The sequence below is a fragment of the Streptomyces sp. NPDC021100 genome (genome assembly GCF_044333095.1).
GTDB lineage: Bacteria > Actinomycetota > Actinomycetes > Streptomycetales > Streptomycetaceae > Streptomyces.
Genome location: NZ_JBIRQH010000003.1, coordinates 601,600 through 619,330, shown reverse-complemented (window position 1 = coordinate 619,330; position 17,731 = coordinate 601,600). Strand labels below are relative to the sequence as shown.

Below are 17,731 nucleotides of genomic sequence, written 5' to 3'. Positions count from 1 at the left end.
TCCGACGAGCCCGATGCTCCACCAACCGCATCAGTCGCATCGTGGCCGCCGTCCACACCCTCCTGAACTGCAACTACTCAGGATGAAAGACGCTCAGTAAGGGGACTTCAAGCCCGCCTGGCGCCATCGCACCCGCGGGCGGCATCAAAGCCGGTTTCGGCAAAACTCGCACCGGCCATATGCGCGTTTTGTCCAGCCCGGCCACGAAGCCGCCCGCTATCGCCCACGGCGGCGGCTCAATTGATGCGGTCCTGAAGGACCCTGGGGGGCCATGCCTCCGACCCCAGGATTCCCATGGCGTAGGCCTTGGCGACGAGCGCGGTGCGGTTGGGCACCCGGAAGCGCTCCATCATCTTGCTGACGTGATACTCGACACCCTGACGGCTGAGGTAGAGCTTGTTTGCGATGCAAGTGGTGCGCTCGCCTGCGGCGATGCGCTCCATGATCTTGGCGTCCAGGGTGGATAACGTCGTGGGGGCGGTGGTCACCTAGTACTCCCTGAGGGAAGAGCGCTGAGAAGGGGAGAGCGCCGTAGCGGACCCGGGTACCGGCGGCGGGTCCATTTCTACCCACAAGTTCAACACGGCGAGTAGTGGACTTTTGTACAAGTGGAAGCCGCAGTTCTCAGGCATTGGGTTGTCCGAGCAAATGGGACGGATTCCGGCATCCCGTACAGGTGCCACTTGTCCGTTCTGAATGCATAACCACGGGTAACGGGGCGCCTGAAGGGCCGGACCCCTCACAGGACGTCGACAGGCCCGCACAGGACGTCAAACGGCGCCCGCGGCCGGCGGCGGCCCGCGGCCGGGGGGGGCCACCGCCGGCAGGACTAGCAAATTCCTCATACATGTACGCCTTATCCTCAACGCCTGCGAATCTGTGGCGGAACGAGGGGAGACGGCATGAAAATCGAGGTGCTCCAACCGACCTGCAACCTTGACACGGTGCGGGACGGTCGCGGCGGAATTTTCACCTGGGTTCCTCCGGAACCCATCCTGGAATTCAATATGCTGCACCTGTACCCGGGAAAGGTGCGCGGTCTGCACTATCACCCGCACTTCGTCGAATACCTGCTCTTCGTCGAGGGCTCGGGCGTGCTGGTCACCAAGGACGACGCCGACGACCCCGACTGCAAGGAAGAGTTCATCCACGTCTCGCGCGGCATCTGCACCAGGACGCCGGCGGGCATCATGCACGCCGTCCATGCCATCACGCCGCTGACGTTCATCGCCATGCTCACCAAGCCCTGGGACGAGTGCGACCCGCCGCTGGTGCAGGTCGAGCCGCTGCCGCACACCCTGGAGCGCAAGTGAGGGTCGCGGTGGTCGGGGCCGGCGGATTCGTCGGCGCCGCCATCACCCGGGCGCTGGGACCCACGGCGATTCCCGTGACCCGTGCGACCTACGAGGAGGCCCGCCGCAGCGGCCCCTTCGACGTCCTGGTCAACGCCGCGTGTCCGTCCCGGCGTTACTGGGCCCGGCACCACCCCGACGAGGACCGCCGCGAGACGGTCGACAAGACCCGGGCGCTCCTCCGCGACTGGGAGTGGGGCCGCTTCGTCCAGATCAGCACCCTCTCCGCCCGCACCCAGCCGGACACCCCCTACGGCAGGAACCGGGCCGAGGCCGAGGAGCTCTGCGCGGACCACCTGATCGTCCGCCTGGGCCCCATGTACGGCGACGACAACACCAAGGGCGTCCTCATGGACCTCCTCGGGGACCAGCCGGTCTACGCGCACGGCGATTCGCGGCAGAGCTTCGCCCCCGTCGAGTGGTGCGGCCGCTGGGTGGCCTCGCACCTCGACGCCGAGGGGCTGTGGGAAGTGGGCGCGCGGACGACGGTCAGCCTGCGGGAGATCAGGGACGCGGTCGGCTCGCGTTCCGTCTTCGCCGGCACATGGAAGGACGACCAGTTCCCCCTGGACAGCCGGCCCGACTGGCCGGACGCCGCCGATGTCATCGGCTGGCTCGGGGCCCGTAGCAGAGCACTGACTGGAGAATCATGACCACGACCGGTCACTCGACAGTGATCGACCGTTGCCGGATCTGCGACAACACCGAGTTGCTGCCCGTGCTCGACCTCGGTCCGCAGGCACTCACCGGTGTGTTCCCGCAGACCCGCGGCGAGGCCGTACCGTACGTCCCCCTGGAGCTGGTGCGCTGCTCGCCCGCCGGCTGCGAGCTGGTGCAGCTGCGGCACACCGCCGACTTCGGCCTCATGTACGGCGAGGGCTACGGCTACCGGTCCAGCCTCAACCGTTCCATGGCGGACCACCTGCGCGGCAAGGTCGCCGCCATCACGAAGACGGTCGACCTCGGCCCCGGCGACCTCGTCCTGGACATCGGCAGCAACGACGGCACCCTGCTGGCGGCCTACCCCTCCGGCGGCCCCTCCCTGGTCGGCGTCGACCCCGCCGCCTCCGTCTTCGCCGCGACCTACCCGCCGGGCGCCGAGCTGATCCCCGACTTCTTCGCGGCCGGGCTGCTCGGCGGCCGCCGCGCCAAGGTCGTCACCTCGATCGCGATGTTCTACGACCTGCCCCGCCCCATGGACTTCATGCGGGAGATCCGCGACGTCCTGGCGGACGACGGCATCTGGGTGACCGAGCAGAGCTACCTGCCGTCGATGCTCCACGCCGCCGCCTACGACGTCGTCTGCCACGAGCACCTGGACTACTACGGGCTCCGCCAGATCGAGTGGATGGCCGAACGCACCGGCCTGAAGGTCGTGGACGCCGAGCTGACCCCCGTCTACGGCGGGAGCCTCTCCCTCGTCCTGGCCCGGAGCGACTCCCCGCGCGAGGCCGACGAGCAGGCACTGGCCCGGATCCGCGCCGGCGAGACGGACCTGCCCTACGCGGAGTTCGCCCGGCGGACCGAGGAATCCCGCGACCGGCTCATGGACTTCCTCACCGCCTCGCGGGACAAGGGGCTGCGCACCCTCGGATACGGCGCCTCCACCAAGGGCAACGTCATCCTCCAGTACTGCGGTCTGGACGAGGCGCTCCTGCCCTGCATCGCCGAGGTGAACGAGGACAAGTTCGGCTGCTACACGCCCGGCACGGACATCCCGATCGTCTCCGAGAAGGAGGCCCGGGCGCTCGCACCCGACCAGTTCCTGGTCCTCCCGTGGATCTACCGGGACGCGATGATCGCCCGGGAACGCGACTTCCTGGCCTCCGGGGGCAAGCTGGTCTTCCCGCTGCCCACCCTGGAAGTGGTGTGACGCGGTGCCGGGGATGAGAACGCGCGGCGGCACCCGGCTGCTCGCCGTCTGCCTGCTGTCCGTCCTGCCGCTGCTGGCCGCGGCCCTGCTGCTGTGGCACGGGAGCGCGGGCAAGGGCGGCGGGCGGTCCGGCGGGAGCACCGCGCACGGCGGATCGCGCGTCGAGGCCTGGCAGCTGCTGCTCGCCCTCGCCGTGGTGGTGGCCGTCGCGCGGGGCCTCGGGACGCTGGCGAGCCGGTACCTGTCGCAGCCGCGCGTGGTCGGCGAGATGGTCTCCGGGATCGTCCTCGGCCCCTCGGTGCTCGGCCTCGTCGCCCCCCGGGCCTACGACGCCCTCTTCCCCGCCGCCCTCCACTCGTACCTCAACCTCGTCGCCCAGATCGGGCTGGCGCTGTTCATGTTCCTGATCGGCATGGAGTTCGGCGACGCCCAGCACGAGGACGCGGGCCGCACCGGTGTCGCCGTGGGGGTCGTCGGCGTCTGCCTGTCGTTCGCGCTCGGCTGCGGCCTGGGGTACGCGCTGTACACCGGCTACGCCCCGGAGGGCGTCGGCTTCCTGCCGTTCACCCTCTTCCTGGGCATCTCCATGAGCGTGACCGCCTTCCCCGTGCTGGCCCGGCTGCTGATGGAACGCGGCATGCTCCAGTCCCGGGCGGGCGCGTACGCCATCGTGGGGGCCGCCACCGCCGACCTCGCCTGCTGGCTGCTGCTCGCGGGCCTCGTCGCGCTGCTGCGCGGCGGTTCGCCCCTGGGCGTGCTGCGCACCCTCGCGCTCACCGCGGCCTTCTTCGGCGTCATGGTGGTGCTCGTCCGCCCCGCCCTGCGCCGCGTCCTGGAGCGGTCCGAGCGCCGGCTCGCCGACGGCGGCGTGCTCACCCTGATCGTCCCCGGCGTCCTGCTGTCGGCGGTCGCCACCGAACTCATCGGCATCCACCTCATCTTCGGCGCCTTCCTCTTCGGCGCCATCTGCCCGAAGACGGCGCCGGCCCTGGAGAACGCCCGCGGCAAACTCCAGGAACTCGTCACGGCCGTGCTGCTGCCCCCGTTCTTCGCCTCGGTCGGGGTGAAAACCGATCTGCTGCGGCTCGGTGAGGGCGGCGGGGCCCTGTGGGTGTGGGCCGGTGTCGCCCTGCTGGTCGCCGTGGCAGGGAAGTTGACGGGCAGCGCGGCCGCGGCGGCGCTGATGTCGGTGGAGCGCGTCGACGCCCTGCGCATCGGCGTGCTCATGAACTGCCGCGGACTGACCGAGCTGGTGATCCTCACCATCGGCCTCGACCTCGGCGTCCTGTCGCCGGCGCTGTTCACCATGCTCGTCATGGTCACCCTGTGCGCCACCGTCATGACCGCACCACTGCTCGACCTGCTCGACCGCGCCGAGGCGCGCCGCGCCGCGCCCGCTCCCGCGAAGGCGGCGGCCGTCGTCCGCTGACCCGGCGACATCGCGAATTCCGGACACGAAATGCCGGGGCCGGGTCTAGGTGATTCCTTCGAAAATGCCGGCGTGCCGCTGCTTATGATCGGCGCGGAATGACCTGCTGTGCGCGCCGGGTCCAGTAAACCTGAAAACAGGGAGGTGGGTTGGTGCAGATAGCCGACCTGTACATCGGTGCTCTCGGCGTTTTCGTACCGCCCGTGGTGAGCGTCGAATGGGCCGTGGAACGCGGCCTCTACCCGGCCGAGGAAGCCGAGGCGCACGAACTCGGCGGGGTCGCGATCGCCGGCGACATCCCCCCTCCGGAAATGGCCTTGCGGGCGGCGCAGCAGGCGGTGAAACGGTGGGGCGGATCGCCGACGGAATTCGATCTGCTGCTGTACGCGAGCACCTGGCACCAGGGCCCGGACGGCTGGCCGCCCCAGGCGTACCTCCAGCGGCACCTGGTGGGCGGGGACATGCTCGCCCTGGAGATCCGGCAGGGCTGCAACGGCGTCTTCAGCGCGCTGGAACTCGCCGCCGCCTACTTGCGGGCCGACCCGCACCGCACGAGCGCGCTGATCGTCGCCGCCGACAACTACGGGACGCCACTGGTCGACCGGTGGCGGATGGGCCCCGGCTTCATCGGCGGTGACGCCGCCTCGGCCCTGGTGCTGACCAAGCGGCCCGGCTTCGCCCGGCTGTGCTCGCTGGCGTCCAAGGGCCTGCCGGAGATCGAGGCGCTGCACCGGGGCGACGAGCCGCTGTTCCCGCCGAGCATCACCCGGGGCCGTCCGACCGACTTCAGCGCCCGCATCGGCCAGCAGTTCGCCACCCGGAGCCCGGCGTCCCTCGCGATGGCCGACATCCAGGACCACATGACCGAGATCGCCGAGCGCGCCCTGGCGGGTGCCGGCATCGGGATGGCGGACGTCGCCCGCGTCTCCTTCATGAACTACTCACGGGAAGTGGTCGAACAGCGCTGCATGGCGGCCTGGGGGCTGCCGCTGTCCCGTTCGACCTGGGAATTCGGCCGGGGAATCGGCCACTGCGGGGCCAGCGACCACCTGCTCTCCATGGAACACCTCGTACGGACCGGTGAGCTCGCCCCCGGCGACCACGTCCTGCAACTCGCCACCGCCCCTGGCCTCGTGGTGTCCAGCGCCGTCCTTCAGGTTCTCGAATCGCCGGACTGGGACGCATGACGAATACCGGCAACGACGAACGGAACACGCCCGTGACACCCCTCGCACACCCGGCAGACTCCCTCCCCCCGGTGGCCGTGGTCGGGATCGGCTGCCGGTTCCCCGGCGGCGTCGACTCGCCCGACGGGTTCTGGGACCTGCTGGCGGCCGGCCGCAACACCGTCGGCGACATGCCCACCGACCGCTGGAAGGAGTACCGGGACTTCGGCCCGCGGTTCGACGCCGCGCTGCGGAAGGCCATCCGTTCCGGCAGCTACCTGGACGGCGACATCGCCGGTTTCGACGCCGAGTTCTTCGGCATCTCCCCGCGCGAGGCCGAGCTGATGGACCCGCAGCAGCGCCTCATGCTGGAGGTGGCCTGGCAGGCGCTGGAGCACGCGGGCATCGCGCCGCACACCCTGGCGGGCACCGACACCGGGGTGTTCGCCGGCGTCTGCACCTACGACTACGGCGCCGGCCGGCTGGAGGACCTGCCGGGCATCGACGCCTGGACGGGGATCGGCGCGGCCGTGTGCGCCGTGTCGAACCGCGTCTCCCACGCCCTCGACCTGCGCGGCCCCAGCCTCTCCGTCGACACCGCGTGCTCCGCCTCCCTGGTGGCGCTGCACACCGCCGCGCAGAGCCTGCGGCTCGGCGAGTGCACCCTGGCCCTGGCCGGCGGCGTCAATCTGCTGGTGTCGCCCGGCCAGACGATCGCCCTGGGCACGGCCGGCGCGCTGGCGCCCGACGGCCGCAGCAAGCCGTTCTCCGCGTCCGCCGACGGCTACGGCCGCGGCGAGGGCTGTGGCGTGCTGGTCCTCAAGCTGCTGTCGGACGCCGAACGCGACGGCGACCGGGTGCTGGCGGTGCTGCGCGGCAGCGCGGTCAACCAGGACGGGCGCACCAACGGCATCATGGCCCCCTGCGGCCAAGCCCAGGAGCACGTCATGCGGCGCGCCCTGACCGCCGCGGGCGTCGACGCCGGCACGGTCGACTACGTGGAGGCCCACGGCACCGGCACCCGCCTCGGCGACCCCATGGAGATCGGCGCGATCGGCGCGGTCTACGGGCAGGACCGCGCCGGCGGGGAGCCGTGCGTGGTCGGGACGGTGAAGTCCAACATCGGCCACCTGGAAGGCGCCGCGGGCGTCGCCGGGGTCATCAAGGCCATCCTCGCCCTGGGACGGGACAGCATCCCGGCCACCCTGCTGGACGGCGACCCGAACCCCGAGATCGACTGGGACGGCCACGCCATCCGGCTGGCCACCGGCGCGGTGCCGTGGCCCGGGCGCCCGCACCCCCGCCGCGCCGCCGTGTCCGGCTTCGGCTACGGCGGCACCGTGGCCCACGTGGTCCTGGAGCAGGCGCCCGCCGCGCCCGCCCGCCCCGCGCCGGAACCGGCCGGAACGGTGTTCCCGCTCTCCGCCGCCTCCCCCGAGGCGCTCCGCGAGCACGCCGGCGCGCTCGCCGGCCTGGTCGAGGAGGGCGTGGACCCGGCCTCGCTCGGGCACACCCTGGCCCACCGGCGCTCCCCGCTCGCCCACCGGGCGGCCGTCGTGGCGGCCGGCCGCGGCGAACTGGCCGCCGGGCTGCGCGCGCTGGCCGCCGGGGAGCCGGCGCCCGGTCTCGTCACCGGGGCCGTGCTGCCGGACACCGCCCGTCCCGTCTGGGTGTTCTCGGGCCACGGTTCCCAGTGGGCCGGGATGGGCCGGGAACTGCTGGAGTCCGAGCCGGTGTTCGCCGCGGCGATCGACGAGCTGGAGCCGGTGTTCAAGGAGGAGATCGGCTTCTCGCCCCGCGAGGTGCTGGTGGAGGGCGACCACGCCGAGGTCCACCGCGCCCAGACCATGATCTTCGCGATGCAGCTCGGGCTCGCCGCGCTGTGGCGGTCCCGGGGCGTCGAGCCCGCCGCCGTCATCGGCCACTCGGTCGGCGAGATCGCCGCCGCCGTCACCGCCGGGGCGCTGACCACGGCCGACGGGGCCCGGCTGATCTGCCGAAGGTCGCTGCTGCTGCGCGAGGCCGCCGGGCGCGGCGCGATGGCGATGGTGAACCTGCCGTTCGACGAGGTCGCCGAGCGGCTCGCGGGGAACGGCGCGGTCGTCGCCGCCATCGCGTCCTCGACGTCGTCCACCGTCGTCTCGGGCGACCCCGGCGCGGTGGACGAGGTCGTCGGCCGCTGGACGGAGGAGGGGCTGGTGGTCCGGCGCGTCGCCTCCGACGTGGCCTTCCACAGCCCGCACATGGACCCCCTGCTGGACCGGCTCCGCACCGCCTGCGACGAGCTGCGGCCGCGCACCCCGCACACCCCCCTCTACACGACGGCGCTCGCGGACCCGCGGGCCGCGATGACCGCCGACGGCGCGTACTGGGCGGGCAACCTGCGCAACCCGGTGCGGCTCGCCGCGGCGGTCACCGCCGCGGCCGAGGACGGCCACCGGGCGTTCGTCGAGCTGGCCCCGCACCCCGTGGTCACGCACTCGGTCCACGAGACGCTGGCCGAGCGCGGCGTGGAGGACGTGTTCGTCGGCACGACGCTGCGGCGCGACAAGCCCGAGGCGCGCACCTTCGACGCGGCCGTGGGCGCGGCCCACTGCCACGGCGTGACCGTGGACTGGACGGCGCTCCAGCCGAACGGGGACCTGGCGGACCTGCCGCCGTACCCCTGGCGGCACCGCTCGCTCTGGCGCTCCATCGCCGGGTCGCGGACGGCCGGGCGGGGCCACGACGTCGCGTCGCACACCCTGCTGGGCACCCCCGCCGCCGTCGCGGGCAGCGAGGTGAAGCTGTGGCACAGCACGCTGGACGACGACAGCCGCCCGTACCCGGGCAGCCACGCCCTCAACGGCGTGGAGATCGTCCCGGCCGCCGTGCTGGCGGTCACGTTCCTGGACGCGGCGGCCGGGGGCGGGGAGCCCCGCGCCCTGCGGGACATGACGATGACCCACCCCGTGCTCACCGCGGGGCAGCGGCAGATCCAGGTCGTCCAGGAGGGCGACGTGGTCCGGCTGGCCTCCCGTACGGTCGCGGACGCGTCCGACCCGAACCCCGCCTGGCTCGTCCACTGCGCGTCCGGCACCGCCGCGCCCGACCTCGCCGCCCTGGCGTCGCGGTCGCTCCTGGACCCGGCCGAGCACCGGCTCGAACCCGCCGACCCCGGGCTGGTCGCGCGGCGGCTGGCCGAGGTGGGCGTGCCCTCGACCGGTTTCGACTGGACGGTCGAGAACCTGTCCGCCGGCTTCGGCGTGCTGCACGCCCGCGTCGCCTCGCCCGACACCACCTCCTGGGCCCCACTGCTGGACGCCGTGATGTCCATCGCACCCGCCGCCTTCATGGGCCTCCCGCAACTCCGCATGGTCGTGCGGGTGGACGAGATCACCGTCCACGGCACGCCCCCGGACGCGGCGACGGTCGAGGTCGTGCTCGATCCCGGGGTCGCCGACACCGTGCACGCCCTGGTCACCGACCCGGACGGCCGCCCGGTGGCGAGCCTGCGCGGCCTGCGCTACCCGGTGGTCGAGCAGCCGGCCGCGCCGGCCGCCGACGAGCCGGGCCGGAAGGCGGACGCGGACGCGGTGTCGTTCGCGGGCCTGTCGCCCGACGAGCTGCGGCAGCGGGTGCTCGACGAGGTGCGCGCGCAGATCGCGCAGGAGATGCGGCTGGCGCCCGCGGACCTGCACGTCCGCCGCCCGCTGGTGGAGCAGGGGCTCGACTCGGTGATGACGGTGGTCGTCCGCCGCCGGCTGGAGAAGCGCGTCGGCCAAGACGTACCCGCCAACGTCTTCTGGAAGCTGCCCACCATCAGCGACATCGCCGACCACCTGACCGAACGCCTCGCCGGCGGTCCGGCGGAGGACGTCCGGGCGTCCTGATTCACGAACGGTGCGACGCGTGTCCGCACGGGACGGCGGCGGGGTGAATATCCCGCCGCCGGCGGCCCCGAAACCTAGGGAAAACCCGAAGGACACGCCACTACGATCGTTCTTGAGCGGAGAAAGCCAATGCCACCTGGAGTTCCCTTGAAACGAGTCGAGCCAACGACGCTGATCGTAAGGTGCGGGATATGAAGGCGCTCATATTGGTGGGCGGGGTCGGTTCGAGATTGCGGCCGATCACGCACACCTCGGCCAAACAGCTGATTCCGGTGGCCAATATCCCCGTTCTCTCCTATGTGCTGAATTCCATCAAGGAGGCCGGGATAACCGAGGTCGGAATGGTCGTCGGGGCCACCGCCACGGAGATCCGGGCCGCCGTGGGGGACGGCGCGCAGTTCGGACTGAACGTCACCTACCTCCAGCAGGACGCCCCGCGCGGGCTGGCCGACGCCGTGCTCATCTCCCGTGACTTCCTCGGCGACGACGACTTCGTCATGTACCTCGGCGACAACTACGTCGTGGACGGCATCGTCGACTTCGTCGAGGACTTCCGCCGGGACAAGGCCGCCGCGCAGGTCATGCTCGCCCGCGTCGACGACCCCCGCCGGTTCGGCGTGGCCGAACTGGACGTGGACGGCCGGGTGACCGCCGTCGTCGAGAAGCCCCAGGACCCACGGAGCGACCTGGCGATCGTCGGCGTCTACGCCTTCAGCCCGCTGGTGCACGAGGCCGTGGCCGGCATCAAGCCCTCCTGGCGCGACGAGCTGGAGATCACCGACGCGGTGCAGTGGCTGGTGGACCAGGGGCACCGGGTCGGCTCCACGGTCATCGACCGCTACTGGAAGGACATCGCCGGCGTCGACGACGTCCTGGAGATGAACCGCCACGTGCTGGAGACCGTCGAGGGCCGCGTCGACGGCGAGGTGGACGAGGCCAGCGAACTCGTGGGCCGGGTCGTGGTGGAGGCCGGGGCGAAGATCACCGGTTCCCGCATCGTCGGCCCCGCCGTCATCGGCGCCGACACGGTGGTGCAGGACTCCTACGTCGGCCCCTTCACCTCCATCGACGGCAACTGCCGGATCGCGCACAGCGAGATCCAGTACTCCATCGTCCTGCGCGGCGCCTCCATCGAGGGAGTCGCCCGGGTCGAGGACTCGGTGATCGGCCGCGAGACCGAGGTGAACGCCGCCCCCCGGACGTCGACCGCGCACCGCCTGGTGCTGGGAGACCACAGCCGGGTCCGGGTCGGCTGTTGAACGGGCGTGCGGAAGCGGGGGACGCGACGGTGAACACGGGCGGCGAAGACGAGCGGGACGGCGGCACGGGCGCCGAGCGGGGACGGAACGTCCTCGTCATCGGCGGGGCGGGCTTCATCGGCTCGCACTACGTGCGCGAGCTGATCCGGGACGGCGGCCCGGCGCGGGTGACCGTGCTGGACAAGCTGACCTACGCCGGGAACCTGGCCAACCTGGCCCCGGTCGACGGCCGGTACACCTTCGTCCACGGCGACATCTGCGACACCCGGCTGCTCGCCGACGTCGTCCCCGGCCACGACCTGGTGGTCAACTTCGCGGCGGAGTCGCACGTCGACCGGTCGATCGCCGACGCGGCCCCCTTCATCCGCACCAATGTGCTGGGCGTCCAGGCCCTGATGCAGGTGTGCATGGAGGCCGGGACGCGCAGGATCGTGCAGGTCTCCACCGACGAGGTGTACGGCAGCATCGAGACCGGCTCGTGGGACGAGGACGCGCTGATCGCGCCCAACTCGCCCTACGCGGCGTCGAAGGCGGGCGGCGACATGGTCGCCCTGGCCTACGCCCGGACCCACGGGCTGCCGGTGAGCGTGACGCGGTGCGGCAACAACTACGGGCCCTACCAGTTCCCGGAGAAGGTCGTCCCGCTGTTCACCACCCGGCTGCTGGACGGATACGGCATCCCGCTGTACGGCGACGGCGGCAACGTCCGCGACTGGGTGCACGTCTCCGACCACGTCCGCGGCATCCGGCTGGTCGCCGAGCGCGGTCTGCCGGGGCAGGTCTACCACATCGCCGGCACGGCCGAGTTGACCAATCTGGAGCTCACGCGGCACCTGCTGGCCGCGCTCGGCGCCGACTGGGACCGGGTGGAGCGCGTCGCCGACCGCAAGGGCCACGACCGCCGCTACTCGCTCTCCGACGCCCGGCTCCGCGCGCTCGGCTACACACCGCGGGTGCCCTTCGAGCAGGGCCTCGCCGACACCGTGCGCTGGTACGCCGAGAACCGGGACTGGTGGGAGCCGCTCGACGAGCGCGCGCGGTCCGAGGCCGCGACGCCGGCCGTCGCCGGCCGGTCCGCGTAGCACCCACCGCCCCCTTCCCTGACCCCATCCCTTTTTCGCGTGACATCCAGGAGTTTTCGATGGCGCACTGTCTGGTGACCGGCGGAGCCGGCTTCATCGGCTCGCACGTGGCGGAGTCCCTGCTCGGCCTCGGGCACCGGGTGTCGGTCCTCGACGACCTCAGCGGCGGCAGCGCCGAGCGCGTACCCGACGGTGCGGAGCTGTTCGTCGGCTCGGTGACCGACGCGGAGCTGGTCGACAAGCTTTTCGCGGAGCAACGGTTCGACCGCGTCTTCCACTTCGCGGCGTTCGCCGCCGAGGCCATCAGCCACTCGGTCAAGAGCCTCAACTACGGCACCAACGTCATGGGCAGCGTGAACCTCATCAACGCCGCCCTGCACCACGGGGTCTCCTTCTTCTGCTTCGCGTCCTCGGTCGCGGTGTACGGCCACGGCGAGACCCCGATGCGGGAGTCGTCGGTCCCGGTCCCGGCCGACAGCTACGGCAACGCCAAGCTCACGGTCGAGCGCGAGCTGGAAACGACCATGCGCACCCAGGGCCTGCCCTTCACGGCGTTCCGTATGCACAACGTGTACGGCGAATGGCAGAACATGCGCGACCCGTACCGCAACGCGGTCGCCATCTTCTTCAACCAGATCCTGCGCGGGGAGCCGATCTCCGTCTACGGCGACGGCGGCCAGGTCCGGGCGTTCAGCTATGTGAAGGACATCGTGGACGTCATCGTCCGCGCCCCCGAGACCGAGGCGGCCTGGGGCCGGGCCTTCAACGTCGGCTCGTCCCGCACCAACACCGTGCTGGAGCTCGCCCAGGCCGTGCGCCGGGCGGCCGGCACCCCCGACCACCCCATCGTGCACCTGCCCGCCCGGGACGAGGTGATGGTCGCCTACACCGCCACCGACGAGGCCCGCGAGGTCTTCGGCGACTGGGCGGACACCCCGCTGGCGGACGGGCTCTCCCGGACCGCCGCCTGGGCCGCCTCCGTCGGCCCCGCCGAGCTGAGCCCCTCGTTCGCCCTCGAGATCGGCGGGGAGCACGTCCCGGAGTGGGCGCAGTGCGTGGCCGACCGGCTGAGCGCCGCCGACCGCTGAGTACCCCTGCCCCCAGCCCGCCCCCAGCCCGTCCCGCGCCGCAACGCACCTGATAGTGGAGGAACACCGCAGTGAACGACCTTGAGATCCAGCGCCGGGTCAGCGAACTCGAGCCGTGGGTGGGCGACTTCGTCTACAACGGGGTCCGGTACGCCACCGCGTCCACCCGCGACTACCTGCTGAGCCAGCCGCCGCAGGACCGGGCCGACGCCTTCTTCGGCGCGTTCCCGCAGGCCAAGCGCGTCCTGGAGCTCGGTGCGCTGGAAGGCGCGGACACCCTCGCCATGGCCGGGCAGGACGGCGTCGAGATCCTCGCCCTGGAGGGCCGCGAGGAGAACCTGCGCCGCGCCGAGTTCGTCATGGAGCTGCACGGCGTCTCCAACGTCGAACTGCGGCTCGCCGACGTCGAGTCGATGGACTTCGCCGCCCTCGGCCACTTCGACGCCACGCTGTGCGCGGGCCTCCTCTACCACGTGCAGCGCCCCTGGGAGCTGCTCGCGGACATCGGCTCCGTCTCCGACTGCCTCTACCTCTCCACCCACTACTGGGGCAGCTCGGAGGGCCTGGACGTCGTCGACGGCTACGCGTTCCACCCCGTCCGCGAGGACCACCCCGAGCCGCAGGCCCGCGGCCTCAGCGTCGACGTGCGCTGGCTGGACCGGCCGTCGCTGATGCGCGCCCTGGAGCAGGCCGGCTTCACCGACGTCGAGGTCCTCCAGGAGCGGGTCACCCCCGAGGTCTGCAACATCGTCACGGCCGCCCGCAAGCCCGGCGTCCCTCGCCCGTGACGCGAGGAGGACGAGGCGAGGACGGAGCGAAAGGAGCGGATGACCCCATGACCACGGCGACACACGACCGCGCCGAGGCGATCGAGCGGTTCCGGCGGGACGGCTTCGCGAACGCGGGCCCGGTCCTCGACCCGGACGCGATCGCCCGCCTCAAGGCGGGGGCCGAGCGGCTCATCGCCCGCTTCACCGACGAGGGCCTGCGCTCCGACGACTACTGGAACTTCCCCGTCGAGGGCGACGAGCGCCCCGTCCTCTACCGCGTGCACAACCTGGAGAAGCAGGACTGGGCCCCGGAGCGGGACCTGCTGCACCGCGAGGAACTAGCCGCGCTCGCCGCCGCGTTCCTGGACGGCCCGGTCGTCCCCACCGCGTACGCACTCGTCCTCAAGGAGCCGTACCGGGCCGCCGAGGTGCCCTGGCACCGCGACCGCGTCAACGTCGGCCCGCGCACGGTCTGCAACCTGAGCATCTGCCTGGACGACGCGAGTCCGGAGAACGGCTGTCTGACGGCGGTCCCGGGGTCGCACCTGCTCCCCGACGACGCCGTGGTGGCGGAGGTGCGCGCCGCCGGGCCCGTCGCCCAGGTCCCGGTGAGCCAGGGAGACGTGGTGGTGCACGACGTCCGGCTCGTCCACGGTTCCGGCCCGAACGCCGGCGGCCGCTGGCGGCGGACCATCGTCATCGAGTACGCCGACCCGGCCGCACCGCCGGCGCCCTGAGCCGCAGGCCAGGCAGACATCGAACGGCAGGTCAGGGAGTCTTTCGGATGAGGATTATGTTCACCGCCTCGAACTGGGCGGGACATTACATGTGCATGGTGCCCCTGGCCTGGGCGCTGCGCGGCGCGGGGCACGAGATCCGCGTGGCGTGCCCGCCGTCGCAGGTGCGCGGGGTCGCCGCGGCCGGCCTGATGCCGGTCCCGGTGCTCGACGCGCCGGACATGATGGAGAGCGCGCGGCTGGCGTTCTACGTGCAGGCCATGTACACGCCGCCGCAGTCCGGCCCGCGGCCGCTGCCGCTGCACCCGTTCACCGGGGAGCCGATGGAGTCGCTCAACGACTTCGACGCCTCCGACCTGCGCGACTTCTGGCAGAAGTCGATCGACGCGGTGCAGCGCAGCTACGACAACGCGGTGAGCTTCGGCGACCACTGGAAGCCCGACCTGGTGGTGCACGACATCATGGCGGTCGAGGGCGCGCTGGTCGCCGCGCTCCGGGGCGTGCCCAGCGTCTACGTCTCCCCCGGGTTCATCGGGACCGTGGAGACCGAGCCGGGGCTCGACCTCGTCTCGGCGGACCCGCTGTCGTGCTTCGAGAAGTACGGGGTCGACTGGGGCCGCGACCGCATCCGGTACGCGGTGGACCCCTCGCCGGACTCGGCGATCCCTCCGCTCGGCGACGCGCTGCGGCTGCCCATGCGCTACGTGCCCTACAACGGCGCGCAGAGCGCGGACCCCTGGCAGCTCGGGCCGGTCCGCGGCAAGCGCGTCTGCGTGGTCTGGGGCAACTCGGCGTCGGGCATCTTCGGCTCCGACGTCCCGGCGCTGCGGCACGCCGTCGACGCGGCGGTGCGGCAGGGCGCGGAGGTGGTGCTCACGGCGCCGCCGGAGCAGGTGGAGCAGCTCGGGTCGCTGCCCGACGGCGTCCGGGTGCTGCGCAACTGTCCGCTGGAGCTGATCCTTCCGTACTGCGACCTGCTGATCCACCACGGCAGCGCCAACTGCTACATGAACGGCATCGTGGCGGGGATCCCCCAGCTCTCCCTCGCCCTCAACTACGACACGCTGGTCTGCGGCCGGCGCGTCGACCCCACCGGCGCGACGGTGACCCTCTCCGGCCTGGAGGCCACCGCCGAGAAGATCGACGAGGCGCTGCGCGGCGTGCTGTTCGACCACCGCTACCGCCTGGCGGCGGAGAAGCTGCGGGACGGCGTCGAGCGGGCGCCCTCGCCCGCCGTGATCGCCGGACTGCTGGAACGCCTGGTGGCGGACGGCGGGCTGGCGGCGGAGGACGTCGCCGAGGCCGTGGGGAAGGCCAACGAGCTTCGGAGGGTCGCGTGACGATCGGACTCGAGAAGGGCCAGCGGGCCGTGGTCACCGGGGGTGCCGGCTTCATCGGCTCCCACCTGTGCGAACGGCTCGTCGAGCGGGGCCTGTCGGTGGTCGCCGTGGACAACCTGTCGACCGGCAGGGCCGCCAACGTCGAGGCGCTGGCCGGCGAGGAGCGGTTCACCCTGCTGGTGGCCGACGTGACCGAGCCGTTCCACGTCGAGGGACCGGTCCACCACGTCGTCCACCTGGCGTCGCCGGCCTCCCCCCTGGACTACCTGGCGCTGCCGCTGGAGACGCTGCGCGTCGGCTCGGCCGGCACCGAGAACGCGCTGCGGCTGGCGCTGGAGCACGGCGCCCGCTTCGTGGTCGCCTCCACCTCGGAGGTCTACGGCGACCCCGTCGAGCACCCGCAGCCCGAGACCTACTGGGGCAACGTCAACCCGATCGGCCCGCGGTCGGTGTACGACGAGGCCAAGCGGTTCACCGAGGCGCTGACCGCCGCCTACGCCCGCACGCTGGGCGCGGACACCGGCATCGCCCGGCTGTTCAACTCCTACGGTCCGCGGATGCGGCGCGAGGACGGGCGGGTGGTGCCGACCTTCATCGACCAGGCACTCGCCGGCGAGCCGCTGACCATCAACGGCAGTGGCGAGCAGACCCGTTCGCTGTGTTACGTCGAGGACACCGTGCGGGGCCTGCTGGCGCTGATGGAGTCGTCCTTCCCGGGCCCGGTCAACATCGGCGCGACCGTGGAGATGACCGTCCGGGAGATCGCGGAGGCGATCGCCGCGCACGCGGGAGTGGAGCTGCGGACCGAGTACCGCCCGCCCACGGAGGACGAGCCGGGCCGGCGCCGCCCCGACATCGAGACCGCCAGGACGAAGCTGGGCTGGCAGCCCGAAGTGCCGCTCGCCGAGGGCATCAAGCGCACCCTCGACTGGTGGCAGACCGCCTATCCGCGGGAGATCGCCCGCGACGGCGTGAATGGTTCGAGCGACATCAGGAGTGAGGCGGCATGACAAGCGAGACACCGGCCGGCAAGGGCGTGCGCATGCCGCGGAGCGTCGAGGACCTCAACGTCGTCTGGGAGTGGGACGACGCCGAGGGGATGCAGGTGCGGCTCGCCGGCTACCAGCCGCGCGACGAGTACCTGCGCGACCGCGCCGAGCGGATCGGGCAGCTCACGGAGGCGCTCTCCCTGCACCAGGGCGTCGACCTGTTCGAGATCGGCAGCGGCGAGGGCGTCATGGCCCGCGAGCTGGCGCCCCGGGTCAACAGCCTGCTGTGCGCGGACGTCAGCCAGTCGTTCCTGGACAAGACCCGCGCCACCTGCGCGGGGGTCCCGAACGTCGAGTACCACCACATCCGGAACGACTATCTGGCCGGGCTGCCGGACGCCTCGTTCGACGCCGGGTTCGCGCTCAACGTGTTCATCCACCTGAACGCCTTCGAGGTCTTCCTCTACCTGCGCGAGATCCGCCGCGTGCTGCGCCCCGGCGGCCGGTTCCTCTTCAACTACCTGGACTTCGGCGACGTCACCAGGCCGCAGTTCCACGAGTACGTGGCGAGCTACCCGGGTGCCCACCCGGTCGCCGTGAAGGGGTTCATGTCCTGGCTCGGCAGCGACGTGGTCGGCAAGCTCGCGGCGGAGGCCGGGCTGACGCCCGTCCCCGGGTCGCTGGTGGACCAGGGCGGCGTCTGCTTCCTCACCCTGCGCAGGGACGAGGAAGAAGGGGCGTCCGCGTGAAGTCCCCCACCCCGCGGACGCGTAC

The 17,731-nt window shown here is 72.0% G+C and carries 15 protein-coding genes; 14 read left to right on the top strand and 1 reads right to left on the bottom strand.

Annotated elements, in window-relative coordinates:
- Positions 1–236: 236 nt before the first annotated feature.
- Entirely contained in the window at positions 237–488 is a 252-nt protein-coding gene (locus ACH4PU_RS09460) for a LuxR C-terminal-related transcriptional regulator (protein WP_398268446.1), read from the bottom strand.
- A 519-nt stretch (positions 489–1,007) separates the two neighbouring features.
- On the opposite strand from ACH4PU_RS09460, the gene ACH4PU_RS09455 reads away from it, so the two are divergent.
- The 14 genes from ACH4PU_RS09455 (at position 1,008) to ACH4PU_RS09390 (ending at position 17,706) form a co-directional block, all read left to right on the top strand.
- The gene (locus ACH4PU_RS09455; protein ID WP_398268443.1) at positions 1,008–1,313 is read left to right on the top strand and encodes a cupin domain-containing protein; all 306 of its coding nucleotides are present in this window, start codon (positions 1,008–1,010) and stop codon (positions 1,311–1,313) included.
- A gap of 74 nt (positions 1,314–1,387) precedes the next feature.
- Complete coding sequence (locus ACH4PU_RS09450; RefSeq protein WP_398268440.1) at positions 1,388–2,005, top strand: NAD(P)-dependent oxidoreductase; 618 nt, start codon at positions 1,388–1,390, stop codon at positions 2,003–2,005.
- Entirely contained in the window at positions 2,002–3,225 is a 1,224-nt protein-coding gene (locus ACH4PU_RS09445; protein ID WP_398268437.1) for a class I SAM-dependent methyltransferase, read from the top strand. Before ACH4PU_RS09450 ends, ACH4PU_RS09445 begins: the two co-directional genes overlap by 4 nt.
- A gap of 13 nt (positions 3,226–3,238) precedes the next feature.
- Positions 3,239–4,654, top strand: a complete 1,416-nt coding sequence (locus ACH4PU_RS09440; protein ID WP_398268434.1) for a cation:proton antiporter — start codon at positions 3,239–3,241, stop codon at positions 4,652–4,654.
- Between the two features lie 152 nt (positions 4,655–4,806).
- Positions 4,807–5,841, top strand: a complete 1,035-nt coding sequence (locus ACH4PU_RS09435) for a ketoacyl-ACP synthase III family protein (RefSeq protein ID WP_398268431.1) — start codon at positions 4,807–4,809, stop codon at positions 5,839–5,841.
- 32 nt (positions 5,842–5,873) lie between these two features.
- Entirely contained in the window at positions 5,874–9,692 is a 3,819-nt protein-coding gene (locus ACH4PU_RS09430) for a type I polyketide synthase (protein WP_398268428.1), read from the top strand.
- Between the two features lie 191 nt (positions 9,693–9,883).
- Positions 9,884–10,951, top strand: coding sequence for a glucose-1-phosphate thymidylyltransferase (locus tag ACH4PU_RS09425; RefSeq protein WP_398268425.1), 1,068 nt, complete (start codon positions 9,884–9,886; stop codon positions 10,949–10,951).
- Between the two features lie 29 nt (positions 10,952–10,980).
- Positions 10,981–12,033 carry a dTDP-glucose 4,6-dehydratase gene (rfbB, locus tag ACH4PU_RS09420; protein ID WP_398268422.1) on the top strand — a complete coding sequence of 351 codons (1,053 nt, stop codon included), beginning with the start codon at positions 10,981–10,983 and terminating at the stop codon, positions 12,031–12,033.
- Between the two features lie 59 nt (positions 12,034–12,092).
- On the top strand, positions 12,093–13,121 hold the full coding sequence (locus tag ACH4PU_RS09415; protein WP_398268419.1) for an NAD-dependent epimerase/dehydratase family protein: 1,029 nt from the start codon (positions 12,093–12,095) through the stop codon (positions 13,119–13,121).
- 71 nt (positions 13,122–13,192) lie between these two features.
- Positions 13,193–13,909: a class I SAM-dependent methyltransferase gene (locus tag ACH4PU_RS09410; RefSeq protein ID WP_398268416.1), complete on the top strand. Its 717-nt coding sequence runs from the start codon at positions 13,193–13,195 to the stop codon at positions 13,907–13,909.
- 47 nt (positions 13,910–13,956) lie between these two features.
- On the top strand, positions 13,957–14,628 hold the full coding sequence (locus tag ACH4PU_RS09405) for a phytanoyl-CoA dioxygenase family protein (RefSeq protein ID WP_398268413.1): 672 nt from the start codon (positions 13,957–13,959) through the stop codon (positions 14,626–14,628).
- A 47-nt stretch (positions 14,629–14,675) separates the two neighbouring features.
- Entirely contained in the window at positions 14,676–15,968 is a 1,293-nt protein-coding gene (locus ACH4PU_RS09400; RefSeq protein ID WP_398268410.1) for a nucleotide disphospho-sugar-binding domain-containing protein, read from the top strand.
- Entirely contained in the window at positions 15,965–16,978 is a 1,014-nt protein-coding gene (locus ACH4PU_RS09395; RefSeq protein WP_398268408.1) for an SDR family NAD(P)-dependent oxidoreductase, read from the top strand. The genes ACH4PU_RS09400 and ACH4PU_RS09395 overlap by 4 nt, the downstream gene beginning before the upstream one ends.
- Positions 16,975–17,706 carry a methyltransferase domain-containing protein gene (locus ACH4PU_RS09390; RefSeq protein WP_398268405.1) on the top strand — a complete coding sequence of 244 codons (732 nt, stop codon included), beginning with the start codon at positions 16,975–16,977 and terminating at the stop codon, positions 17,704–17,706. Before ACH4PU_RS09395 ends, ACH4PU_RS09390 begins: the two co-directional genes overlap by 4 nt.
- Positions 17,707–17,731: the final 25 nt, after the last annotated feature.